The sequence below is a fragment of the Micromonospora sp. NPDC023966 genome, assembly GCF_040639095.1.
Classification (GTDB): Bacteria; Actinomycetota; Actinomycetes; order Mycobacteriales; family Micromonosporaceae; genus Micromonospora.
Genome location: NZ_JBEZZJ010000004.1, coordinates 118537 through 141243 on the forward strand (window position 1 = coordinate 118537; position 22707 = coordinate 141243).

Annotated in this window: 22 protein-coding genes; 12 read left to right on the plus strand and 10 right to left on the minus strand. The window is 74.2% G+C overall.

Going from position 1 to position 22707, the window contains the following annotated elements; genetic code table 11:
• Window positions 1–208: 208 nt before the first annotated feature.
• On the plus strand, window positions 209–766 hold the full coding sequence (locus tag AB0F68_RS08820) for a hypothetical protein (RefSeq protein WP_357334725.1): 558 nt from the start codon (window positions 209–211) through the stop codon (window positions 764–766).
• 8 nt (window positions 767–774) lie between these two features.
• Here AB0F68_RS08820 and AB0F68_RS08825 read toward each other — a convergent pair whose 3' ends face one another.
• From AB0F68_RS08825 to AB0F68_RS08855, 7 genes are read right to left on the minus strand one after another with little or no spacing between them, the layout of a single operon-like run.
• Window positions 775–1374, minus strand: coding sequence for a hypothetical protein (locus AB0F68_RS08825; RefSeq protein ID WP_357334073.1), 600 nt, complete (start codon window positions 1372–1374; stop codon window positions 775–777).
• A gap of 13 nt (window positions 1375–1387) precedes the next feature.
• Window positions 1388–2563 (minus strand): M23 family metallopeptidase, encoded by a 1176-nt coding sequence (locus AB0F68_RS08830; RefSeq protein ID WP_357334075.1) that lies wholly within the window; start codon window positions 2561–2563, stop codon window positions 1388–1390.
• Window positions 2560–3120: a hypothetical protein gene (locus AB0F68_RS08835; protein ID WP_357334077.1), complete on the minus strand. Its 561-nt coding sequence runs from the start codon at window positions 3118–3120 to the stop codon at window positions 2560–2562. Before AB0F68_RS08835 ends, AB0F68_RS08830 begins: the two co-directional genes overlap by 4 nt.
• The gene (locus tag AB0F68_RS08840) at window positions 3117–5048 is read right to left on the minus strand and encodes an MFS transporter (RefSeq protein ID WP_357334079.1); all 1932 of its coding nucleotides are present in this window, start codon (window positions 5046–5048) and stop codon (window positions 3117–3119) included. The genes AB0F68_RS08835 and AB0F68_RS08840 overlap by 4 nt, the downstream gene beginning before the upstream one ends.
• Before the next feature lies 1 nt (window position 5049).
• A complete protein-coding gene (locus tag AB0F68_RS08845; RefSeq protein ID WP_357334081.1) occupies window positions 5050–8520 on the minus strand; it encodes an ATP-binding protein in 3471 nt (1156 codons plus the stop codon).
• Window positions 8521–8569: 49 nt separating this feature from the next.
• The gene (locus AB0F68_RS08850) at window positions 8570–8932 is read right to left on the minus strand and encodes a hypothetical protein (RefSeq protein WP_091317037.1); all 363 of its coding nucleotides are present in this window, start codon (window positions 8930–8932) and stop codon (window positions 8570–8572) included.
• Between the two features lie 13 nt (window positions 8933–8945).
• The gene (locus tag AB0F68_RS08855; RefSeq protein WP_151465372.1) at window positions 8946–9260 is read right to left on the minus strand and encodes a hypothetical protein; all 315 of its coding nucleotides are present in this window, start codon (window positions 9258–9260) and stop codon (window positions 8946–8948) included.
• Between the two features lie 361 nt (window positions 9261–9621).
• On the opposite strand from AB0F68_RS08855, the gene folP reads away from it, so the two are divergent.
• From folP to AB0F68_RS08890, 7 genes are all read left to right on the plus strand, one after another.
• Window positions 9622–10488: a dihydropteroate synthase gene (gene folP / locus AB0F68_RS08860; RefSeq protein WP_357334084.1), complete on the plus strand. Its 867-nt coding sequence runs from the start codon at window positions 9622–9624 to the stop codon at window positions 10486–10488.
• Between the two features lie 53 nt (window positions 10489–10541).
• Window positions 10542–10901: a dihydroneopterin aldolase gene (gene folB, locus AB0F68_RS08865; protein ID WP_357334087.1), complete on the plus strand. Its 360-nt coding sequence runs from the start codon at window positions 10542–10544 to the stop codon at window positions 10899–10901.
• Window positions 10898–11425, plus strand: a complete 528-nt coding sequence (gene folK / locus AB0F68_RS08870; RefSeq protein WP_357334089.1) for a 2-amino-4-hydroxy-6-hydroxymethyldihydropteridine diphosphokinase — start codon at window positions 10898–10900, stop codon at window positions 11423–11425. Before folB ends, folK begins: the two co-directional genes overlap by 4 nt.
• Window positions 11426–11444: 19 nt before the next feature.
• Window positions 11445–11975, plus strand: a complete 531-nt coding sequence (locus AB0F68_RS08875) for a DUF3180 domain-containing protein (protein ID WP_357334091.1) — start codon at window positions 11445–11447, stop codon at window positions 11973–11975.
• Between the two features lie 118 nt (window positions 11976–12093).
• Complete coding sequence (locus AB0F68_RS08880; protein ID WP_357334093.1) at window positions 12094–13314, plus strand: ABC transporter permease; 1221 nt, start codon at window positions 12094–12096, stop codon at window positions 13312–13314.
• A gap of 71 nt (window positions 13315–13385) precedes the next feature.
• On the plus strand, window positions 13386–13688 hold the full coding sequence (locus AB0F68_RS08885) for a hypothetical protein (RefSeq protein ID WP_357334095.1): 303 nt from the start codon (window positions 13386–13388) through the stop codon (window positions 13686–13688).
• Window positions 13689–13769: 81 nt separating this feature from the next.
• Window positions 13770–14270: a hypothetical protein gene (locus tag AB0F68_RS08890; RefSeq protein ID WP_357334097.1), complete on the plus strand. Its 501-nt coding sequence runs from the start codon at window positions 13770–13772 to the stop codon at window positions 14268–14270.
• Window positions 14271–14441: 171 nt separating this feature from the next.
• Here the strand turns inward: AB0F68_RS08890 and AB0F68_RS08895 are convergent, their stop codons facing one another.
• On the minus strand, window positions 14442–15428 hold the full coding sequence (locus tag AB0F68_RS08895; RefSeq protein WP_357334099.1) for an ABC transporter ATP-binding protein: 987 nt from the start codon (window positions 15426–15428) through the stop codon (window positions 14442–14444).
• A 2-nt stretch (window positions 15429–15430) separates the two neighbouring features.
• Here AB0F68_RS08895 and AB0F68_RS08900 point away from each other — a divergent pair, with 2 nt between their 5' ends.
• The 4 genes from AB0F68_RS08900 to AB0F68_RS08915 all read left to right on the plus strand — a co-directional run bounded on the left by AB0F68_RS08900 (window position 15431) and on the right by AB0F68_RS08915 (window position 20106).
• Complete coding sequence (locus tag AB0F68_RS08900; RefSeq protein ID WP_357334102.1) at window positions 15431–16117, plus strand: ABC transporter permease; 687 nt, start codon at window positions 15431–15433, stop codon at window positions 16115–16117.
• Window positions 16114–16836, plus strand: a complete 723-nt coding sequence (locus AB0F68_RS08905) for an ABC transporter permease (protein ID WP_357334104.1) — start codon at window positions 16114–16116, stop codon at window positions 16834–16836. Before AB0F68_RS08900 ends, AB0F68_RS08905 begins: the two co-directional genes overlap by 4 nt.
• A 156-nt stretch (window positions 16837–16992) precedes the next feature.
• Window positions 16993–17997, plus strand: coding sequence for a glycine betaine ABC transporter substrate-binding protein (locus tag AB0F68_RS08910; protein WP_357334106.1), 1005 nt, complete (start codon window positions 16993–16995; stop codon window positions 17995–17997).
• A 144-nt stretch (window positions 17998–18141) separates the two neighbouring features.
• A complete protein-coding gene (locus AB0F68_RS08915) occupies window positions 18142–20106 on the plus strand; it encodes a hypothetical protein (protein ID WP_357334108.1) in 1965 nt (654 codons plus the stop codon).
• An 11-nt stretch (window positions 20107–20117) separates the two neighbouring features.
• Here the strand turns inward: AB0F68_RS08915 and AB0F68_RS08920 are convergent, their stop codons facing one another.
• Window positions 20118–21287: an NADH-quinone oxidoreductase subunit D gene (locus tag AB0F68_RS08920; protein WP_357334110.1), complete on the minus strand. Its 1170-nt coding sequence runs from the start codon at window positions 21285–21287 to the stop codon at window positions 20118–20120.
• Entirely contained in the window at window positions 21284–22522 is a 1239-nt protein-coding gene (locus tag AB0F68_RS08925) for an SAM-dependent methyltransferase (protein WP_357334112.1), read from the minus strand. The genes AB0F68_RS08920 and AB0F68_RS08925 overlap by 4 nt, the downstream gene beginning before the upstream one ends.
• Window positions 22523–22707: the final 185 nt, after the last annotated feature.

A 22707-nucleotide genomic window follows, 5' to 3' on the forward strand; every position in this document is an offset into this window, starting at 1 on the left:
TTCCGAGGCCGACACTCCTCCCCGGGTGTGACGGTATCCCAGCCGGGGGCCGACCTCCGGGATGTCGGTCGGCGCGGTGTTCGGCTCGGCGGTGAGCAGCCTCACCCGCCGGCCCGCCAACCGGACCGTGCGGCGGTTCGCCACTATCCGTCAGTTCTGAGGCATTGGGTACGCGCCGCGCAGCCGATAGCCTCAGGAGGTGGAATCAGTGCAGCCCCCCGCCGGTTCCCAGGTCTCCCGCGTACCGGCGCAGCGGACCCCGCCCGAGCAGTTGGCGCCGCCCGCGCCCGCTCCGGCGCCGGTCCGCCCGAAGCGGCGGCTGCGCACCGTCCTCGCCGTGGTCGCCGGGGTGCTGGCGCTGGTCTGCGCCGGCGGGGCCATCGTCGGCTTCGTGCTGTACGACCGCGCTACTGCGCCCGACCGCAGCGCCCCGGACGTGGTGGTGGACAACTACCTCCGGGCGCTACTGGTGGACCGCAACGACACCAAGGCGCAGGAGTTCGCCTGTCCGGACCGAACGGACGTCGGCGACCTTCGCGCACTTCGTGACGATCTAGTTGCGCGGGAGAAGAGATTCGACACGGCGATCTCGGTGAGCTGGGGCGCGCTCAACGCCCAGCAGTCCGGTGATGTGGCCGTGGTCGAGGTTGATCTGATCATCTCGGCCCACGTCGACGGGATCTCGCAGAGCGATCGGCAGGGCTGGCGGTTCGAGACGCGGCGGAGCGACGGCTGGGGAGTCTGCGCGGCCGAGCGCACCGGGTGAGGCCGGTCCTACTCCAGCCACAGCAGGTGCACCGGCACCTCCAATGTGGTCGGCGCCTGGCCGAGCCAGGCCCAGCGGTACCACTCCAGCTCCGGGGTCACCCGGACGCAGATGTCCCCGTCGGCGCCGGAGTAGGTCTCGGTGACCGCGCGCAGGTCGCGCTGCTCCGTCGCACCGGTTACGTGCACCACGCGTCGACCGGTGACCGAGTCGGCCTCGAAGGCCGGGGTGGGCGGGCGCCGAGTGGGCGCGTCGAGCGAGACGAGCCGAATGCTCGACTCGGTCGGGCCGGCACTCGCCCGCCGCTCACCGATCGTCTCCACCCAGACCCGCTCCACCGGCACCAGCGGGGCGAAGACCTCCACCTGCTCGGACTCGGCGCGGTACCACTCGTGCTCCGGGATGACCGGCACGTAGGTCCGGCTGCCCTGCACCACCCGCTCGTCGGCGCGCAGGTCACCGCGCCAACCGAGGCCCGGCAGGCCGACCAGCACACGCCGGCCGCGCAGCTCGATCCGGCCGGTGGCCGGGACGATCTCGACGGGGCGGGGTGGGAGCGGAGCCCAGTCGGGCTGGTCCGCGAAGGGGTCGGGCAGCGGGTTGTTCATGGGCCGGTACGCCTCACGCGGTCCCGTCCACCGGAGCGCCCCGCTCGCGCATGAACGGCACCGGGTTGATCGCCCCCCGGCTGGAGCGGTCGCTCTCCACGTGCACCTCGAAGTGCAGGTGCGGACCGGAGGAGTTGCCGCTGGTGCCGGAGAGGCCGATCTCCTCGCCCGCCTCCACGAGCTGGCCCGGCACCACCCGGGGCCGCTCGATCATGTGGCAGTAGCGGGTGATGTAGCCGCCGGCGTGCAGGATGTCGACGAACCAGCCGCAGCCGCCCTTGCCCGGCCAGCCGTCCCGGTTACAGTCCCGCCGCCCCGAGCGGTCGGGGTCGCAGCGGGCCACCAGCACCCGGCCCGCCGAGGCGGCGTGGATCGGGGTGCGCTTGTCCGCGTCGAGGTCGACCCCGTTGTGGCTGGGCCGCTCCGCGGTGCGGAAGCCGGAGACCACGCCCCCGGGCAGCGGCGCGGTCCAGCCGGAGGCGGCGATCCGGGCCCCGGCGGCGGCGTCGCAGACCGCCTTGCCGGCGATCTCGACGGTCCGGGCGGCCCCGCCGGCCAGCGCGTCCACGATCCGGCCGGCCAGGTCCTCGTGCTTGGCGTAGGCGTCCGGGAAGGCACTGACCTGCACCCGCTGCGCCACCACGGTCAGCGGCCGCTGCTGCCAGTTCCGCACCTTGATCATCTTCTCGTAGAACTTCCGGGCCGCGTACGAGGGCGTCATCCGCTGCTGGACGCTGCCCCACCCGGGTCGCTGCTGGAACAGGCCGAGCGAGTCGTGGTCGGCGCCGACGCCCTCGTGCGGCAGGGCCAGCGACGCGCGCACGCTGCTGTTGGCGAGGTTGCGCAGCCCGGACTCCTGCATCGCGGTGGCCAGCGCGATCACCCAGCCGCGGGCGGGCACCTTCATGTCCTGCCCGACCTTGATGATGACGGCGGCGTTGCGGAGCTGGCCGTCACCGTACTCGGTGAAGCGCGGCATGTCCCCGGTGAGATTCACCTGGTAGGCCGGGTCGCAGGCCAGGCCGGCGAGCACGCCGTCCTTCTGGTCGCCGCCCAGTTCGGTGAGGAGGAAGGCGCCCGCGCCGCCGACGCAGCAGAGCAGGGTGAGCACCGTGGTGACCGCGGTGACCAGCACGCCGACCCGCCGTTTGCGGCGGACCGGCGCGGTGCCACCGGACGCGGCGCTCACGGCCGCTCCCAGTCGACCGCGTCCACCAGCCACGACCCGTCCGGGGCCACCAGTTCGAGCCGGAGCCGGCCGTCGTCGAGCGGGACCAGCGCTTCCACGAAGGACTCGGTGCGGGGCCGGAGGGTCACCGCGCCGGTCATCCGGCGGGCCGGCACGGTCTCCGGGTCGGCGCCGGTCATCTTCTCGATGAGCGCGGGCGTGGAGAGCGGCCGCAGCCGGGCCTGCCAGGCCTCGCCGCTGCTTCCTGGGCCGGTCAGCCAGGCGGTGGTGAACCGGCTCGCGGTCTGCTCGGGGGTGGCGTCGCCCGGTCGCGTCTTCGGGGAGACCGCCGCCGGCGGGCTCGCCAGCACCCCGTCGTCACCGGCATGCGGGTCCACCGTGCTGATCGGCTGGCTCGGGCGGGTGCTCAGGCCGGTGGTCGTGTCGACCGGACCGGAAACCAGCCGGGCCGCGCCGATCACGCCGAAGACCAGGACGGCGATCACCAGCGCCACGCCGAGCCGGGACCGGAGTACCCGGGTGACCAGGAATTCCAGCGCCCGCCGCACCGGGCTCACCGCGCCTCGGAGCGGACCCGCGGCGCCGGCTTCGGCGCCGGGGTGCGGTCGGCCGAGTCCGGCCGGTAGACGGCGAAGGAGGGTGCCTCCTCGGGCACGTCGGGCCCGGTCCAGCCCGCCGGCTGGCGGCGGGGCCGGGGCGCAGCGCCGCGGCGCCCGGACCGGGACTCGGCCGCCTCCTCGGGGCGCTCCCGCCCGTCGGGCCGGTCCCGTTCGATCGCCGTGACGGTGTGCGCCGGGTCCTCGTGCCGGGCCTCCGGCCGGAGGCTGCGCTGGTCGGCCGACACGCCGCGCCGCCGCCCCATCGCCGGCTCGGCGGTGCCGCCCGGCTCGGCCACGTCGAGACGGGCCGCGATGCGCATGTCCCGGAAGAACCGCCGGTGCCAGGAGCCGGCCGAGCTGACCGCCTCGCTGCTGTCCTTGCCGCCGAGCTGGGTGATCCGCCGGTAGGGGCGGAGCAGCAGCCAGCCCACCACACCGCAGAGCCAGACCAGGACCACCTGGAGCCAGCCGGGGAGAGTGGGAGTGTTCATGATCAGATCCACCGCGAACAGGTAGATGGCAGCGCCGGTGCCGAAGATGGCGATGTTGAAGACCGCGGCGACCACCGCGTTCGCCAGCCGCCGGAGCCCGGCGCTGGCCGGGCGCATCAGCCCGACCGTGCCCAGGATCGGCGCGGCGATCACCGCCCAGCGGAAGATCAGGAAGCCGAGCAGCACCAGCAGTGAGGCGGTCAGGTCGAACATCGCGAAGAGCAGAGAGGCCAGCACGGCGATGAAACCGGCCCCGATCCGGTCCATGTCCCGGACGCCCTGGAGGTACTCGTAAGCCTCCGGATCCTCCGACTTGATCTGCTCGGCCACCCGGGCCCACTGCTGCTGCTTGGCCTTGATGGTGGCCTCGCGCGTCGCCGGGTTCTGCCGGAGCTTCTCCGCCTCCTCCCAGGAGAGGGACTTGGCGTCGTAGAGCGCCGGGCCGTACTTCTTGGCGGTCTCGCTGTCGGCCGAGCCGAGGACGCCGCGCAGCCAGTTCCGGTAGAGCATGGTTTCGGTCGCGGTGTCGCTGGCACGGACCGCGGGCGGGCGCTTGTCGACACAGGCGTCCCGGTTCGGCAGGGCGCACTTGTCCGGGGGAATATCCCTGGACGCCGGACCGACGGCGTCGTGCACCACGCCGAGGGTGGTGATCAGGGTGTTGTCCGCGATGTTCGCCGACTTGACCGGCCAGGCGGCCAGGGCGGTCACCGCCACCATCACCAGGATCGCCCAGCCGGCCGTGGTCATGGCGTTGCTCATGTCCGACTGGCGCGACCGCCAGAGCAGGTAGAGGCCGACCACGCAGATGGTGATGATGCCGAAGACGCTGAACACCTTCTGGTAGACGGCCTTGGTGGCCTGCTCGACCAGCGGGTCGGCCCAGCGCCACATCGTCCGCGGGTCCCAGGCGCGTTCGCGCAGCGCGTTCGAGGCGCCGATGATCGCGTTGGCGAACATGAACTCGCCGTTCGCCACCATGGTCGTGAAGCGGTAGTCCGGATGCAGCACGGAGGACGCGCAGCCGCCGTCGACGTCGTACGTGGTGTAGCTGTACCCGGCGTACCCGTAGTCGCTGTAGAGGCCCTTGGGGCCGGGCTGCTTGGCGGAGTCGGGGCGGGAGGCGAACCAGCCGGCCAGGCCGGAGTCGGGCGCGCCGGGCACGGGCGCGTTGCGGCACTCGACCTGGTCCTCGCTGACCGCCTTGAGCTTGGCGACGCAGGCGCGGAAGTCGGCCTGCCACTCCTTGGTGCTGCACAGCTCGGCCCGGGCCTGGGCGGCCGGCACGGCGGCGTACGCGGGTGTCGCCCCGACCAACGGCCAGGCGATGGTGGCCCCGGCCAGTACGCCGAGCGCGAGGAGGAGCGCCGCGATCCGTGCCCGGGCCCTCGCCATGTCACGCCTCCAGATCAGCCAGGACGGTCGGTAGCTGCCCGGCGGCCTGGGCGACCGCGGCGGGGGTGGTGTCCAGGTGCTCCAGCAGCCCGTCGACGTACGACACGTCGACCCGGACCTTCTGCACGCGCCCGTCGACGTCGCGCATGACGAACTCGCGGAAGCCGAGCCGGGCGGCCGAGCCGCTGTCGGCCTGGGACAGCGAGGCGAGGGTGGCCTCGTAACCGTCGTTGACCGGCACGCGGAGCAGCCGCAGCGCCTCGGAGGCGATCTCGGTGTCCTCGGCGATCCGGCCCACGAAGACGGTGGAGACCAGGTTCTGCACGTCGAGACCGAGGATGTCCTTCGGGTTCTGCGAGGCGACCAGCGCGGCCAGGTTCCACTTGCGGGAGTCGCGGGCGAGGCGGACCAGGAACGACCGGCCGGAGCGCCAGCCCTCCATGAAGTGCGCCTCGTCCAGGCCGACCAGCTTTCGGGAGGACATCGAGCCGCCGTAGCAGCGGCGGACGGCGAGCCGGTGCGCGGTGTGCAGCATCGGCAGGGCCAGCGCCTCCTCGGCCGACCAGTACTCCCGCTCGATCTTGAGGTCGGGCAGCCGGAGCCCGGCCATGGTGATCACGGTGAGCGCCGCGTCGGCGCCGAGCAGCCCCTCCGGCGGCCGGCCGAAGAAGAGCATGGCCAGCGGCATCTCGGCGGTGTCGAGGAGCAGGTTGGCCAGCTCGCGGCCGGCGTCGTCGTCCAGCCCCTGGAGGCAGGCGACCACGTCGTCCAGGGTGGAGGTCTCCTCGGCCGGCACCTGGCGTACGGCGTGCCGGAACAGGGTGGCGGTGGACGCCTCCCGGGCCACCTGCGGCGGCACCAGCATCATGCAGATGTCCTGCACCAGCATCCGGCGCTCGGCGCGTGCGTTGGAGACCGCGATCTCGAACTCCCGGTCGCCGGGCGCCCCGGCGCCGAACTCGCTGCGCAGCGGGGTCGGGATCAGCGCGTAGGGGGCCAGGGTGCCCTGCTCCGAGCCGGTCAGGTTGAGCACCCGCGAGTACGGCTTCAGCTCGGGCATGGCGCAGAGCCGGGCCAACGGGCCGGACGGGTCGAGCAGGGTCACCTGCACGCCGCGCCGGGCGGCCAGGTAGCCGAGCGCGCCGAGCAGGGTGGACTTGCCACCACCCGGCTCGGCGACGAAGACGGCGAGGCCGGAGCGCTCGCGTACCTCCATCGGGAAGTGCAGGTCGAGGAAGACCGGGCGCCGGCAGGTGCCCGCGGTGCGGCCGATCAGGTCACCGCGCCGGTCGCCGACCGTGGAGGCGGCCTGGGGCAGCGCGGCGGCCAGCAGGTTGACCGGCATCCGCCGGACGTAGCCGGTGTTGGCGATCGGCTCGCCCGGGATGAACTCGCGGGCCAGCCAGTCCTGGTTCTTCGGGTGCTGGAGCGAGATGCGCAGCTCCCGCGAGTAGAGCTGGATGAGCCGGCGGGCCCGTTCCAGGCACTCCTCGCGGGTCCGGCCGCCGACCGCGATCCGGTGCCAGCCGTGCGCGCGGGCCGAGTCCACGGGCAGGCCGGTGGTCATCTCGTCGCCGATCACCAGCGCCCGCTTGGCCAGGCGCTCCAGCTCGGGCGGGGCGTCGATGCCGTGCTCGGCGTAGTCGAGCTGCTGGGAGCGGATCATCCGGAGCCGGTGTTCGAGGTTCCGGAAGGAGTCGCCGGGGCCGAGGATGTCGACCCGGGTGGAGAGCTCCATCGGCCACGGCAGCCGCTCGTGGAAGTGCAGCCAGGGTTCGTGCCGCTCGGGGATCTCCAGCGGTTCCATCCGGCCGACCGCGAGCACGGCGACGTGCCGCTCCTCGCCGGTCATCCGGTTGACCAGCTTGACCGTCGAGCCGTACGGGGTGCGGTAGCGCTCGACCTGCTCGGTGAGGGCCAGCAGGTCGCCGCGTTCCCACCGGCCGTTGGTGATCGGGGAGAGCACGCCGGGCGGTGCCATGCAGAGCGCCACCGAGCGGTAGAGCAGCCACTCCAGTTCCTGCGCGGTGACCCGGCGGCCGCGCATGCCGAACGCGCCGAGCACCTCGTCGAACTGCTCGACGGTGCGGCCCAGCCGGCGCCGCTCGCCGTCGGCGGTGCCCCGGCCGAAGGTGCGCAGCAGGCGCTCGGTGAGCGAGTCGCCGAGCGACCGGCGGGCGAAGGTGACGCCGAGGTAGGTCTGCCCCTCGGCGTGGTTGACCGCCATGAGGTGCCGCTGCGCGGCGACCAGGTGGTCGGCCCAGCCGGTGGTGCCGGGCACGTCGGGCAGCGGGGCGGCGGTGTGCGCGTCGATGGTGCGGGCCCACTCGTCGGCCGGGAACGGCCGGGTGGTGCGGCGCAGGTGCAGCCGGAAGCCGGCCAGGCCGGCGTACTGCTCGGAGATCGCGGAGAGCAGCGCCTCGCGCTCGGCGTCGGGGCGGAAGGCCCAGCGCACCTCGGGCAGCCAGTACCAGGCGGTGACCGTGTTGGGGGTGAAGGTGAGGTGGCCGGCGATCTCGGTGATGGCCAGCTCGACCGCGGGGTCGCGGTCACTGAACTTGATCTTCGGGGCCCGGACCGGCTTGGCGGGCCTGCCGCTGCGCTCCGGGGACCGCTGCCGGGGCGGGGCCACCTCGCGGCTGGGCGGCGGGGCCACCTCGCGGGTGGCCGCGGCCGCCACCTCGCGCCCGTTCGGCCGGGCCGGCTCGGCCCGCCGCCGGTCGGCCCGGCGGCCGGGGCGCTCGACCGGAGCCTCGGGCTCGGTCGGCTCCGGCTCCACGGTGGACCGGAGCGCCGGGAGCCGGTCGCCGACCTGGTGCGGCACCCGGGTACGGGCGGCCGGCGCCGGTTCGAGGGCGGGCCGCTCCGGCGGTGCGGGGGCGGCGTACGCCGCCGGGCGGGCGGCCTCGGGCGCCTCGCGCGGCCGGCCCACCGGACGGACGCCCGGCAGGTTCTCCCGGAGTCGGGCGGCCGGCGGCTCGTCCTCGGGCAGGGCTGGCGGCAGGGCCGGCTCCACCGGCTCGACCGGAGCGGCGTGCTGGTGCGGGATCGGCGGGGCCGGCTCTGCCGGTTCTGCCGGAGCGGAGTGCTGGTGCGGGATGGGCAGCGCCTCCCGGCCGACGCCACGCCGGGGCGGCGCCACCACCGGTTCCACCGGGGCCGGTGAACCGGCGGGCGGGATCGCCGGCCGGCTGGCCCGGGACTGCGCGCCACCGAAGAGGTCGAGGAAGGGGGAGTCGATGTCACCGCTGTCGGCGACCACCGGTTCCCGCTGCTCGGTGCCGCGCGGGGCCAGCGGCCGGGGCGGCTGGAAGACCCCGACGCGACCGTGGTGCGGGCTGGTCACCAGGGCCGGGTCGAGGGCGGCCTCATCCAGCTCCTCGTCCGGTGGGTAGTCGAACGATCGCGCACGGTTACCGTAGGGCCCGGCCGGACGTCCGGCCGGGGAACCCGGCGTGGAAGAGCGACTCATGCGACCGCCTCACCCGCGTCGTTCGTCTGCGCCGTCGGCGTACGCCCGGTCATGCCAGTTCCTCCCGGATCCTGATCCGGCTCGCGACGAGGCGCGGGTCGCGCAGCTCGGCGGCCGGCTCCCGGGTGCGTCGCCAGTCGGTCAGCGCGGTCCGGATGACCATGCGCGCCGGCCGGTCCGGGTCGACGTACCGGAAGATGAACGAGGTCGTCACGATGGCGAGCGAGATCTCCCAGGCGGGAAAGAGCTCGACCTGGAGCGTGAACAACCAGTGGATGAACATGTAGAGGGGTACGAGCAGCATGAACAGGCCGTACTGGGCGTACGGCAGGTGGACGGGAAGGGTGTACCCGGGCGGCCCCAGGTAGACGAGGCGTGCCCGGTAGATGTCGTCGTCGGTGCGCAGCCGCATCGTCGCCCAACGCCTATTCGAAGATCAGGTTGATCAGGTAGTCGCCGACGAAGAACAGCGTGGCGGCGCCGGCGATGAAGGCCAGCCCGATGATCGCGATGGCCGAGCTGGTCAGCACCTTGGAGATCTCGCCCCGGCTGGCCCGGCCGATGAAGATCACGCCGAGCACCGCCAGCAGGATCGGGGCGATCTTGCTGGCGAAGAAGGAGACGACATTGTTGGTGTCGATGCCCTTGGGAGCCGGCTCGGCGAGTGGAGTCGACGCCAAGGTGTGGAGCGCGTGGTCGACGGCGGCGGACGCCGTCCCCATGAGCTCGATGGCGATCACTGGAAAACCTCCCCAAGGTCGCGGCCGGCGGCGCCGCGGTGGTGCACGTGGGCAAAGCCTGGCGGGATGGTGCTCGTACCACACAGCGTCGACGACGCTGGGTTCGTCACCCACCACGGAGGGTGGTGAGTATTGGGGGGATTGGTCCCGCTTCGGCCCTCCCTCCAGGCTTCGCCATCTCAATGCTGGGCAATTCCAAAGCGTACGGCCCGGTTACCTTTGCGACAACCCGCGAAGAGTCGACCCGGAACGGACCTGACGACCGATCGTACACCTGTTCCAATCCGCACGTCAGAGGCGTCGTCCGCCGGGGTCGCCCGGGCCGCCGGACGCCCTGCTGGTGACCGGTACTGTCGGGGCCGTGACCGATCTGGTACGGGCGGAGACCCCGGTGGTGATGGGCGTCCTCAACGTCACGCCCGACTCCTTCTCCGACGGCGGCAGATACGCCGACCTCGACGCCGCCGTCGCACACGGAGTGCGACTGCGCGCGGCCGGCGCCGACCTGGTCGACGTGGGCGGCGAGTCCACCCGGCCGGGCGCCGACCGGGTCGACGCGGAGACCGAGACCGCCCGGGTGCTGCCGGTGATCCGCGAGCTGAGCGCCGCCGGCATCCCGGTCAGCATCGACACCAGCCGGGCCCGGGTGGCCGAGGCCGTCCTCGCCGCCGGTGCCGATGTGGTCAACGACGTCTCCGGTGGCCTCGCCGACCCGGACATGGCCCGGGTGGTCCGCGACGCCGGCTGCCCCTGGGTGCTCATGCACTGGCGGGGCCACTCGCGCGAGATGCGGGACCTGGCGCGCTACACCGACGTGGTTGCCGACGTGCGGGCCGAGCTGAGCCGGCGGGTCGACGAGGCGCTGGCCGCCGGGGTGGCCGCCGACCGGATCATCGTCGACCCGGGGCTGGGCTTCGCGAAGACCGCCGCGCACAACTGGGAGCTCAGCGCCCGCCTGCCCGAGTTGGTCGACCTCGGCTTCCCGGTGCTGTTCGGGGCGAGCCGCAAGTCCTACCTGGGCCGGCTGCTCGCCGACGCGGACGGCAACCCCCGCCCCACCGCCGAACGGGAGGCGGCCACCGTCGCCACCAGCGTCCTCGCCGTGGCGGCCGGCGCCTGGGGGGTACGCGTGCACGACGTCCAGGGCACCGCCGACGCGCTCGCCGTCTGGCGGGCGACCGGCCGCCCGCGCCTGGCCCGGCCCACGGGAGACGAGGGAAACCGATGAGCGCAGGGAACGAGCTTGCGAGTCCCGCGGTCGCGAATGAAAGGGGGGCTCTGATGAGCGACCGGATCGAGCTGACCGGCCTGCGCGCGCACGGCCGGCACGGCGTCTACGACTTCGAACGCGCCCAGGGGCAGGAGTTCGTGGTCGACGCGGTGCTCGAACTCGACCTGGCCCCGGCCGCCGAGTCGGACGAGGTGACCGACACCGTGCACTACGGCGAGCTGGCCGAGAAGCTGGTCGCCGTGGTCACCGGCGAGCCGGTCAACCTGATCGAGACGCTCGCCGACCGGCTGCTCGCCGTCTGCCTGGCCGAGCCGCTGGTCGCCGCCGCGACGGTCACCGTGCACAAGCCGGAGGCCCCGATCCCGCACGCCTTCCGGGACGTGGCGGTGACGATGCGGCGTACCCGATGACCCGGGCCGTGCTGTCGATCGGCAGCAACCTGGGCGACCGCCTCGCCCACCTGCGCGCCGCGGTCGCCTCGTTCGGCGACGCCGTGCTGGTCGTCTCCGGTGTCTACGAGACTCCACCGTGGGGGGACGCCGACCAGCCCGCGTACCTCAACGCGGCGCTGCTGGTCGGGGACCCGGCGGCGACCCCGCGCGACTGGCTGGCGCGGGCCCGGGCCGCCGAGGCGGCGGCCGGCCGCACCCGCGACCCGGAGCGGCGGTTCGGGCCGCGCACCCTCGACGTGGACGTGATCGCGGTCTGGGACGCCGCCGGGGAGCCGGTGCTCAGCGCGGACCCGGAGCTGACTTTGCCGCACCCCCGGGCTCACCTACGCGCCTTCGTGCTGCGGCCGTGGATCGACATCGAGCCGCACGGCCGGCTGCCCGGGCACGGCTGGCTGACCGACCTGCTCAACGCCGAGCCACTCGCCTCCGACGCGCTGGAACTCAGTCCGCGCCCCGATCTGGCGTTAGAGTCGGACACATGACCCTGTGGAGCCGGACGGCATGAGCCAGGCGCAGTCCCCGCGCGACCCCCACCGTTTCCGGATGGGTCCGACCCGGATCTCCACGCTGGTGGTGGCCGCCCTGGCCGCCGCCGCGCTGGCCTGGCTGCTGATCAGCACCTTCTACTACGAGATGGCCCCCGACCTGCCCTGGCTGCCGGTGGTCACGCTGGCCGGCCTGGCCGTGCTGGAGGCGTACGCGGCGGTCAACACCCGAGGGCGGATCGAGCGCCGTCCCGGGCGGGACCCGGTGAACCCGCTGCTGGTCGCCCGGTTCGTGGTGCTGGCCAAGGCGTCCGCCCTGGCCGGGGCCATCTTCGCCGGCTTCTACGCCGGGCTGACCGCCTGGCTCTTCGTGGAGCGGACCAACGCCGCCATGAGCGACCGGCCGGCCGGCGGGGCCGGCCTGCTCGCCTCGCTCGCCCTGGTCGCGGCGGCGCTCTGGCTGGAGCGGTCCTGCCGGGTGCCCGAGCAGGAGGACGACGAGGATCGCGAGCCCGGCGACCGGGAGACTCCGCGCGGCCGGCTCTGATCAGGGGTTCCCAGCACCTCCCCCCGCAGGTACCGTGCCTGGCGACCGGAGAGCAACGGCCGCCGCCGGTCCGCCCGAGCGTCGGACCGCACCGCCGGCCATGTGGGAGGCGCGGGCCATGGGGTACGACGAGACGGGCCGGAACGCGCCGGCGGAGGCGTCGTCCGGCGTGCCCGCGACGGTGCTGGAGAACGTCTTCGACGACCCCTCCCACGGCGAGCCCGGCCGGGACCGGATCGCCGTGCACGTGGTCTGGGAGTTCCTGCTGCTGGCCGGGCTGACCGCGGTGACCTGGCTGCTCTGGCGCGAAAACGCCGACGCGCTGCGCGGCGGCGCGCTGAAGACGCTGCTGGTCGACGTGGCCGGCCTCGGGCTGCTCACCCTGGCCGCCGGGCTCAGTCTGCGGGCCGCCGCGGTCAACCTGGCGATCGGCCCGGTCGCCGTGGCCGCCGCGCTGCACTTCGCCGAGCAGGGCGACCGCGGGATACGGGAGGCGCTGCTCCCGGCGCTGGTGGTGGCGGCGCTCGGCGGGCTCGCGCTGGCGGTGGCCGTGGTGGTGCTGCACGTGCCCGCCTGGGCGGCCAGCCTGGCCGGCGCGGCCGGCGTCATCGTGTACATCGAGCGGCGGACCACCCCGATCGTGGTCCAGGGCGGCTACGACCCCCGACGCACCGCCCTCTACCTCTTCCTCGGCTTCGCCGCGGTGGCCGTCCTCGGCGGGCTCTTCGGTGCGATCAAACCGGTCCGCCGGCTGGTCGGGCGATTCCGGCCGGTCGCCGACCCGGCCCGACGGCGGGGCGCCGTGGCCGCCACGGTGACCGCGCTGGCGCTGATCGGCTCGGCGGTCCTGGCGGTGCTCGGCGGGGTGCTCATCGCGGCGAACGGGGACGGGCCGGTGGCGCCCGTCACCGGGCTCGACTGGTCGGTGCTGGCGATCGGCGCGGTGATGCTCGGCGGCACCAGCGCGTACGGCCGCCGGGGCGGGATCTTCGGCGCCCTGTTGGCGGTCTGCACGGTGGAGGTCTTCCTGGCCTGGGCCGTGGCGCAGGACTGGGAGATCAGCCGGTGGGCGGTCGGCGGGGCCACGCTCGGCGCCGGGCTGCTGGTCACCCGGCTGGTCGAGACGTTCGGCCGGCCGCGACCGGCGCCGCCGGGGGCGGTTCCGACCGGGCCGAGCGGCGACGGCACGATCAGCACCGGCTGGGCGCTGACCCCGCCACCGGAGCCGGCCGACGCCTGGCCGTCGGTGCTGCCGGTCCGCACCACCGACACCGTCGACTCGTGGGAGTCGCCGCGCTGGGAGAGCGAACCGCGGCGCTGGGACGCCGGGGACCGCTGACCCGGGCCCGACCGGCCTCGGCGTCGCGTCCGGCGGGTCCGGAGCTGATCTCGCCGGTTAGGCTCGGCGGCATGACGCACACTCCTGCCCCCGGCGGCCGCACCTTCGACGAGCTGGACAAGCTCTCCACCGAGGAACTGCGCGAGCGGGCGTTCCACCTGGCCCGGGAGCGTCGCGACGTCGAGTTCTTCTGGTCGGTGCTGCGGCACATGCCCAACGCGGACGAGGCCTCGGTCCTGGACGGCGCTCCCAACTCGGTCGGGCCGATCATCGACGAGGCCAACGCCCTGTGGCGGGAGATGACCGGGCACGGCTACGAGGAGTCCGCGCCGCTGCTGCGGGCCGCCTTCATCGACTACCTGCTGAAGCACTAGGCGATGACCACCCGCCGACCCTCGGCGGTTTCACGGGTACGCAGGTTTGCCCGGCGCGGTGGGCCGGGAACTGACCGCTCCATGGCCCTCACCAACCGCCCCCGCACCATCAGCGCGTACGGCACGGCCGCCGGCACCGGCACGCTCGCCGTACTCCTGCTCGTGGCGGTCTGCGGCAGCCCGACGTACGTGGGCTGGGTGCAGGGCCACACCGACCCGACCGGGGCCGGCGGGTGGTTCCTCCGGCTGCTGGCCTGGCCGGCCTGGCGACTGCACGCCGACGACCCGTCGCAGGGCGTGCTCGCCACCAACCTGCGGGCGATCCTGCTGATCGTGCTGGCCGCGGCGCTGCTCTACGTGCTGCCCGGCCCACAGGTGGCCCGGGTGGAGAGCTCGGCCAGCCAGTTCTTCTCCGGCTGGGGGGCCTACGCCCTGGCCGCCGGCTGCACGGCCCTGCTGGCCACCCTCCTCGGCCCGCACGGCTCGCTCTTCGCCGCCTTCCAGGCCGCCAGCACCGGAGTCACCTACGGCTTCTTCGCCGGCTGGATCGTCGGCCTGGCCAGCCTCGGCGGCCGAGCCTGATCGCTGGATCGTCGGCCTGGCCAGTCCGGTCCGCCCGGCGCGGCCGAGCCTGATCGCTGGATCGTCGGCCTGGCCAGTCCGGTCCGCCCGGCGCGGCCGAGCCTGACCGCTGGATCGTCGGCCTGGCCAGTCCGGTCCGCCCGGCGCGGCCGAGCCTGACCGCCTGAGCGGTCAGTCCAGCACGCCGAGGCCCAGCACCCGGGCCCGGGTGAGCAGTCCCACCGGCCGGCCATCCTCGGTGACCACCGCCTGCTCGGCGCCGGAGGTGAGCAGCCCGCCCAGCGCGTCGTACGCCGAGCCGCCCAGCGGCACGGTCGGCAGGCCGGCCCCGCCGTCGGCCGGGAGCGGGTCGAGCACCTCGCGGGTCACCGGGGTGACCGCGAGCCGGCGGATGCCGCGGTCGGCGCCGACGAACTCGCGGACGAACGGCGAGGCGGGCGACCCGAGCAGGGCGGCCGGGGTGTCGTACTGCTCCAGCCGGCCGCCCTGGGAGAGCACCGCGATCCGGTCGCCCAGCCGGACCGCCTCATCGAGGTCGTGGGTGACCAGCACGATGGTCTTGCGGACCTCGGCCTGCAGCCGGAGGAACTCCTCCTGGAGCCGGGTCCGGACGATCGGGTCGACGGCCGAGAACGGCTCGTCCATCAGCAGCACCACCGGGTCGGCGGCGAGCGCGCGGGCCACCCCGACCCGCTGCCGCTGCCCGCCGGAGAGCTCGTGCGGGTAGCGGCGGCCGAACTGCCCCGGGTCGAGGCCAACCAGCTCCAGCAGCTCGTCCACCCGGGCGCGGGTCCGCTCCCGGGGCCAGCCGAGCAGCCCGGGGACGGTGGCCACGTTGGCGGCGACGGTCTGGTGCGGGAAGAGGCCGACGTTCTGGATCACGTAGCCGATCCGGCGACGCAGCGTGACCGGGTCGACCTGGGTGACGTCGTCGTCGCCGAGCAGGATCTGCCCGCCGGTGGGCTCGATCAGCCGGTTGATCATCCGCAGCACGGTCGACTTGCCGCAGCCGGACGGGCCGATCAGCACGACGAGCTCGCCGGCCTTGACCTCCAGGCTCAGCTCCCGCACCGCCTCCGTGCCGTCCGGGTAGCGCTTGCGGATGCGCTCCAGCGTGATCGAGGCCGCGCCCTGTCCGGCGCCCGGGGTAACGTCCACGTGTGTCCCTCCACCTGAGCTACCGGGCCGCGCCGGGTAACCCATGGTTCTCCTGGCAGTACGTGCGGGACAACTCTGACACGATCCTGGCGGCGCTGCGTGAGCACACCTGGCTGACCGCCCGGGCGGTGCTGATCGCGGCGCTGGTGGCGCTGCCGCTCGCGGTGGCCGCCTACTGGTTCCGCTCGCTGGCCGCGCCGATCCTGGCGCTGACCGGGGTGCTCTACACGATCCCGTCGCTGGCGCTGTTCGCCTTCCTCGCGCCGTACCTGGGCATCGGCGCGATCACCGTGCTCACTGTGGTGGCGCTCTACGCGCTGCTGGTCATCGTGCGCAACGTGCTGGCCGGGCTGAACCAGGTGCCGCCCGAGGTGCGGGAGGCCGCCGAGGGCATGGGATACGGCCGCTGGGGCCGGCTGTTCCGGATCGAGCTGCCGCTGGCGCTGCCCGGCATCCTCACCGGCGTACGCCTGGCCACGGTCTCCACGGTGGCGCTGGTCACAGTGGGGGTGGTGGTCGGCCGCGGCGGCCTCGGCCAGCTGATCTTCGCCGGCTTCCAGAACAACTTCTACAAGGCGCAGATCATGACCGGCACCGTGCTCTGCGTGCTGCTGGCGCTGGTGCTCGACCTGGTCCTGGCCGGCGTCGGCCGGTTGCTCACCCCCTGGCTGCGAGGGCGGAGCTCATGAACCCGGTGCAGCAGGCGGTCGTCTGGCTGAACGACCCGCTGAACTGGACCAACCCGGGCGGCATCCTGGACCGGCTGGGCGAGCATCTGAGCATGTCGGCGCTGGCGGTGCTGCTCGGCTGCCTGGTGGCCTGGCCGATCGGGCTCTGGCTCGGCCACACCGGCCGGGGCGGTGGCCTGGTGCTGCTGGTGTCCAACGTCACTCTCGCCATCCCGACCCTGGCCCTGCTGACCATCCTGCCGCTGACCTTCCTCGGCTTCGGCCGGCCGGCGGTGGTGGTCGCGCTCGCGGTCTTCGCGGTGCCGCCGCTGCTGGCCAACGCGTACACCGGGGTGCGGCAGGCCGACCCGGAGGCCCGGGACGCGGCGCGCGGGATGGGGCTCTCCGGCGGGCAGGTGCTGCGCCGGGTGGAGTTGCCGCTCGCGGTGCCCTACCTGGCGGCCGGGTTCCGCACCGCCGCCGTCCAGGTGGTGGCCACCGCGGCGCTGGCCTCGTTCGTCAACGGCGGTGGGCTCGGGCAGATCATCCGGGCCGGTTTCGGACTGGACATCGCGGCCGGCGGCGGCCAGATCGTCGCCGGCGGCGTGCTGGTGGGCGGGCTGGCGCTGCTCGTCGAGGGGGTGCTGGCGGTGGTCGAGCGCCTGGTCACGCCGCGCCCGCTGCGCCGGGTCCGGCGGGCGGCGAACCGCCGCGCGGCCGACGCCACCGCCGGCGCCTGAGTCCCCCGGGATGACGATCCGGTGACGAATCCGGCTCAGAATTTGTCGGTCCGGGCTGGAAGATATTGGCTGGAGTCGCGGGCGTTCGATCGGATCGCCCGTCGGACACGCGGCCGGCCCTGACGGGTCGCGCCGGGACACGGAAGGCGGGCATTGATGCACGCACGTTCAAAGCTGGCCGTGGGGGCGCTCGGCGTCCTCGCCGCGGCGAGCCTCCTCACCGGCTGCGGCAACGCCGGTTCCTCCGGCACCGACGCGCCCGAGCAGGGTGCCTCCGGGGCCGGTTGCGCCCCGGTGGCGGGTGACAAGCTGGTCGTCCTCACCGACGACAAGAAGCTCCAGAACACCGACAACGTCATCCCCGCGATCAACGCGAAGGCGGCCACCCCGCAGCTCGTCGCCGCGCTCGACAAGGTCTCCGCGAAGCTCGACACCCCGAAGCTGATCGAGCTGAACCGGGCGGTCGACGTCGACCGGAAGACGCCGCAGGTCGCGGCGAAGGAGTTCGCCGACGCCAACGGCGTGACCGACGGCGTCGAGAAGGGCCCCGGCGGCCAGGTGACGGTCGGCGCCGGCAACTTCAGCGAGAGCCAGACCATCGCCGAGCTCTACAAGATCGCGCTCACCGCGGCCGGCTACCAGGTCAAGGTGCAGACCATCGGCAACCGCGAGCTCTACGAGCCGGCCCTGGAGAAGGGCCAGGTCCAGGTCGTCCCCGAGTACGCGGCGACCATGGCCGAGTTCCTCAACACCAAGGCCAACGGCAAGGACGCCCAGCCGGTCTCCTCGCCGGAGCTGGACAAGACGGTCGGCGCGCTGAAGGCGGCCGGCGACAAGGTCGGCATCAGCTTCGGCCAGCCCGCCCAGGCACAGGACCAGAACGCGTTCGCCGTCACCAAGGCGTTCGCCGACAAGTACCAGGTCGCCACCCTGTCCGACCTGGCGGCCAAGTGCTCCGGCACGGCCACTGTGCTGGCCGGCCCGCCGGAGTGCCCGCAGCGGCCGAAGTGCCAGGCCGGCCTCGTCGAGGTCTACGCCTTCAAGGCCGGCTCGTTCAGCTCGCTCGACGCGGGCGGCCCGCAGACCAAGAACGCCCTGAAGACCGGCGCGGCCAGCGTCGGCCTGGTGTTCTCCTCCGACGCCGCGCTCGCCGCGAGCTGACCACCACCGTCGCGCCGGCGGGCCACCTCGGCTCGCCGGCGCGACGGGCAGCCGTGGCCGGGCGGGAAGTCCTGGTCACCGCCCTTTACATCGATGCTTTCGGCCCGTTCCCTACCGGGGCAACTCTCGGTAGTCTGCTCAGCCATGCCCGCCTCGGTCGCCCCCGCCGAAAACCGCAGCCCCGTGCTGCTGACCATCCTGTTCTGGATCGGAGTGGGGCTCGCGCCCCTGGCGGCGCTCATCCTGCTGGTCGCCGACGGCAACGGCCCGCTCCGGTTCGGCGCCGTGCTGGCGATCCTGGCCGTGGTGCTGATCGGCCTCTCCATCGCGCTGCGGGCGGAGAGCGGCGGCGGGGCGGCCGGCGCCGAGGAACTGCGCGCGGAACTCGAGCAGCTCCGCCGGGAGTTGCGCGGCGAGATCGTGGCCGCCGCCCAGCGCGGCAACCAGGCGCTCGACCAGGCCCACCGGACCCAGGAGTCGGTCACGGCGATGCGCCGCCGACTCGACGCCGCGGCCGCCGGCATCGCCGCCGCCGCGGGCCTTGCCACGTCCGCCACCGACGAGCCGGCCGGTGGCCGCGCCCGCGTGCCGGCCACCGAGCCGCACGAGGAGGGGCGCGCCCGCACCGAGCCGGGCCGGGCGCAGCCCGCCGCCCGGGACGAGGACGACGAAGTCCACCGCCCCGGCACCCGGTACGGCGCCGACCACGCTGCCGACCGCCCCGGCCAGGGCACCGACCGACCGCAGGCCGGTGTCTACGGCGCCGACCGGCCCCAGGCCGGTGTCTACGGTGCCGACCGCCCCCAGGCCGGCGTCTACGGCGGCGACCGCCCCCAGACCGGTGTCTACGGCAGTGACCGCCCGCAGACCGGTGTCTACGGCGCGCCGCGCACCCCCGAACCGGAGATCCGTCCGGAGCACCGACAGGTCGGGGTGGTGCACCACACCGAGACCGTGCACGTGACCACCCGGCACACCATCGTGGACGGCGGCGCCGACCCGGCGGGCGCCCGGTACGGCGGGTACGCCGGCCGCTGGTCCCCGGCCCCGGAGGAGCGCTCGTGGAGCGGCGCGGAGGCGGAGGAGCCCCGCGCCGGGTACCGGGACTCCGATGACGACCGCGCCCGACCCGGCCGGGACGAGCACTCCTGGTCCGCCCAGGTCGGCGGCGGCTGGTCCGGCCCGGCCGAGGGCTCCCGGCTCGGCGGCTCGTCCGGGCAGGGCGGCGAGCGTTCCTGGTCCGGGTCGGCCGACTCCCGGGACGAGCGCTCCTGGTCCGCGCCCGGCGGTGGGCACCCGTGGGCGGGCGTCGGCCGGGCGTCCAGCGACGACCGGGACCGGCCGGCGCGGGAGGGCGAGGACCGGGGCTGGCCGGCGCGGGAGGGCGATGACCGCGGCTGGGCCGACGATTCGTCCTGGTCGGCGGGTTCGGCCGAGCAACGGTCCCGGCCGGCCGACGACCGGTCCTGGCGGTCGGGCCAGGACGGACCGGCCGACGATCGGTCCTGGCCGGCGGGGCGCGGCGGCCGCGAGGAGGCGGGCTGGGCCGCTCGACGGGACGAGCCCATCCGCACCGGCCAGGGCGACCGGACCGGGCCGGGTGCCTGGGCGGGTCAGGGCGACCGGAGCGGATACGGCGAGCCGGCGGCTGAGGGCTGGGCGGGGACGGACGCCCGCGGCTGGGCGCCCGCCGAGCGGCCCGGCCGGGCAGTGGCCGACGATCCGGACGGTGACTACTGGTCCGAGCTGCGCACCGGCAACCGGTGGGCCGCGGTCCGCGACGACGAGCAGGGCCGGGAGATCCGGGTCGGGGAGCGGCGGGCCGCGGTGCACGCCGACGGCGGCGGCACCGAGTACCGGGTCGAGGACCGCTGGGCGTCCGTCCGTGGCCGGGCCGTTCCCGGCGAGGCCGGCGGCTGGGCGGAGGAGAGCCGGCCGGCGCTCCCGGCCGGCGGGGTGCCGGTGCCCGAGGAGTGGCGGCCCCCGACGCAGCGCAGCGGCCAGCCGGAGTGGCGTCAGGTCGAGCCCGAGCCGGCCCGCTACGGGTACCCGCCGCGCGACGACGCCCCCCGGGCCGGTGGCACCAGCGCCACCGACCGCTGGCGCTGACCGGGCCGCCGCTACTTGTCGATGTCGCCGACCACGAAGAACATCGAGCCGAGGATGGCGATCAGGTCCGGCACCAGGCAGCCCGGGAGCAGGGTGGCCAGCGCCTGCACGTTCGCGTACGAGGCGGTGCGCAGCTTGAGCCGCCACGGGGTCTTCTCGCCTCGGGAGACCAGGTAGTAGCCGTTGATGCCGAGCGGGTTCTCGGTCCAGGCGTAGGTGTGCCCCTCGGGCGCCTTCACCACCTTGGGCAGCCGGGTGTTCACCGGCCCGCTGAGCCGGTCCACCCGGTCCAGGCACTGCTCGGCGAGGTCGAGCGAGACGTACACCTGGTCGAGCAGCACCTCGAACCGGGCGTGGCAGTCCCCGGCGGCCTTGGTGACCACGGGCACGTCGAGCTGGTCGTACGCCAGGTAGGGCTCGTCCCGGCGCAGGTCCAGGTCGAGCCCGGAGGCCCGGGCGACGGGCCCGGAGGCGCCGAACGCGGCGGCGTCGGCCGCCGACAGCACGCCCACCCCGACGGTGCGGGCCAGGAAGATGTCGTTGCGCCGGATCAGGTTGTCCAGGTCGGGCATCCGCCGGCGGACCTCGCCGATCGCCGCCCGGGCCCGTGAGGTCCAGCCGGACGGCACCTCCTCCTTGAGCCCGCCGACCCGGTTGAACATGTAGTGGATCCGGCCGCCGGAGACCTCCTCCATCACCGCCTGGATCGTCTCCCGCTCGCGGAACGCGTAGAACATCGGCGTGATCGCGCCGATCTCCAGCGGGTAGGAGCCGAGGAACATCAGGTGGTTGAGCACCCGGTTCAGCTCGGCGAGCGCCATCCGCAGCCAGACCGCGCGCTCCGGCACCTCCATGCCCATCAGCCGTTCCACGGCGAGCACCACGCCCAGCTCGTTGGAGAAGGCGGAGAGCCAGTCGTGCCGGTTGGCCAGCACGATGATCTGCCGGTAGTCGCGGACCTCGAAGAGCTTCTCCGCGCCCCGGTGCATGTAGCCGACGATCGGCTCGGCAGAGACCACCCGCTCCCCGTCGAGCACCAGCTTGAGCCGGAGCACACCGTGCGTCGACGGGTGCTGCGGCCCGATGTTGAGCACCATGTCGGTGCCGAGCTGCTCCCCGCCGGCCCCGGTGCCGACGGTCAGTTCGCGGAGGTCGCCGGCGTCGGTGGTCATGTCCGTCATCGTGCCATGAGCGGATCGAGGGCGACGCCGACCGGTTGCAGCAGCCACCAGTGCCCGCCGAGGCCGGCCGGGTCGGTCAGCTCGGCCACCGCCGACGCGGCGGCGAGGGCCCGCAGGTAGCCGGCCGGGTCCCGGGAGGCCAGGCTCAGCGCCGGTCGCCCGCCGTCGGCCCCGAGCGCCCGCAGCCCCTCCCGCTGGGAGACCACGGTGTACGCACACCGCGCGACCCGCTCACCGGCAGAGGCGACCGAGTCGATGGCCACATGCGCCGTCACGTCACACGACCCGTCCGGCACCGGCGCCACCTGCCGTCCACCCCGATACCCGGTCAACGTCCCGTCGACCGGCCGATCACCCCGCAGGTGCCCGTAGTCCACGGCCAACGCCAGCCCTCGGTCGAGGTGGGTCACCGCCGCCGCCCAGGCTTCGTCGCGGGTCCTTCCGATCTCGGCCCGCGCGCCGGTGGGGGGTTCCGGGCGGCCCGACCGGCTCCGGGCGGTCAGGCTTGATCCCTCCGCCGGCCGGGCCGCCCGGAACCCCTCGGTGGTCGTTCCGGTCGCGTTCCGCACGGCAGAAGACCACCACCGGTCCAGCCAGTCGGCATCCTCGGCGCTCACCGGGTCGCCCATCGACTCCTCACCCGTCGCCGGGTCCACCAGCAGGTACCGCCAGCCCTCCGAGGTGTACACCGCGAGGTCCAATGGCACGTTGTCCAGCCATTCGGTGGCCACCAGCAGACCCGTGACGCCCTGCGGGATCTCGTCCACCCACTCGATCTCCACCGGCAGGTCATCGGGTCGGGGCGCCTTCTCGACCGCGATGAGACGTACCCGCTCGGCCAGCGGAACCGGCGCGGCGGCCAACGACCCGGCGGCGGCCGGCCCGGAAGGCGACGGGCGGGCGGCGGCCGTGGTGGTCAGGGTTTCGGGGGAGCCCGCCCGCGGAGGGATCAAGCCTGACCGCCCGGAGCGGGTGGGCTCCCCCGAAACCCCCACGGCGACCGACAACGACCGCAACAGCTCCCCCCGACCAGCACCGATATCCACCACGTCCAGACGAGCGGGATGGCCGAGAGCCGCGTCGAGAGAGGTCAGCAACCGCAGCAGACAGGAGGCGAAGACCGGAGAAGCGTGGACGCTGGTGCGGAAGTGGGCGGCCGGCCCTCGGCCGGCGACGAAGAAGCCATCCGGCCCGTAGAGGGCGGTCGACATCGCGTCGCGCCAGCGGAGCGCCATCAGTTCGTTCCTCGTGCCGGGGGCGTCACCGTGCCGACCCTACGGCGGGCGGACGGCCGGGGCCTCCGCGACGTGGGCCGGCGTAGCAGAAGGGGCCGTTCGGCGCCGTCGGAGCGGCCCCTTCGCGCCGTCGGTGAAGGTTTTCACACATGCTTGTTTCGGCTCTGTGACCCCGGCGCATACTT

Excerpts from the sequence above, each read along its gene's own strand:
- AB0F68_RS08825 (WP_357334073.1), bottom strand. The coding sequence starts at position 1,374 with ATGAACAACCCGCTGCCCGACCCCTTCGCGGACCAGCCCGACTGGGCT.
- AB0F68_RS08840 (WP_357334079.1), bottom strand. The coding sequence starts at position 5,048 with ATGGCGAGGGCCCGGGCACGGATCGCGGCGCTCCTCCTCGCGCTCGGC.
- AB0F68_RS08845 (WP_357334081.1), bottom strand. The coding sequence starts at position 8,520 with ATGAGTCGCTCTTCCACGCCGGGTTCCCCGGCCGGACGTCCGGCCGGG.
- AB0F68_RS08850 (WP_091317037.1), bottom strand. The coding sequence starts at position 8,932 with ATGCGGCTGCGCACCGACGACGACATCTACCGGGCACGCCTCGTCTAC.
- folB (WP_357334087.1), top strand. The coding sequence starts at position 10,542 with ATGAGCGACCGGATCGAGCTGACCGGCCTGCGCGCGCACGGCCGGCAC.
- folK (WP_357334089.1), top strand. The coding sequence starts at position 10,898 with ATGACCCGGGCCGTGCTGTCGATCGGCAGCAACCTGGGCGACCGCCTC.
- AB0F68_RS08875 (WP_357334091.1), top strand. The coding sequence starts at position 11,445 with ATGAGCCAGGCGCAGTCCCCGCGCGACCCCCACCGTTTCCGGATGGGT.
- AB0F68_RS08880 (WP_357334093.1), top strand. The coding sequence starts at position 12,094 with ATGGGGTACGACGAGACGGGCCGGAACGCGCCGGCGGAGGCGTCGTCC.
- AB0F68_RS08885 (WP_357334095.1), top strand. The coding sequence starts at position 13,386 with ATGACGCACACTCCTGCCCCCGGCGGCCGCACCTTCGACGAGCTGGAC.
- AB0F68_RS08890 (WP_357334097.1), top strand. The coding sequence starts at position 13,770 with ATGGCCCTCACCAACCGCCCCCGCACCATCAGCGCGTACGGCACGGCC.
- AB0F68_RS08905 (WP_357334104.1), top strand. The coding sequence starts at position 16,114 with ATGAACCCGGTGCAGCAGGCGGTCGTCTGGCTGAACGACCCGCTGAAC.
- AB0F68_RS08910 (WP_357334106.1), top strand. The coding sequence starts at position 16,993 with ATGCACGCACGTTCAAAGCTGGCCGTGGGGGCGCTCGGCGTCCTCGCC.
- AB0F68_RS08915 (WP_357334108.1), top strand. The coding sequence starts at position 18,142 with ATGCCCGCCTCGGTCGCCCCCGCCGAAAACCGCAGCCCCGTGCTGCTG.
- AB0F68_RS08920 (WP_357334110.1), bottom strand. The coding sequence starts at position 21,287 with ATGACGGACATGACCACCGACGCCGGCGACCTCCGCGAACTGACCGTC.
- AB0F68_RS08925 (WP_357334112.1), bottom strand. The coding sequence starts at position 22,522 with ATGGCGCTCCGCTGGCGCGACGCGATGTCGACCGCCCTCTACGGGCCG.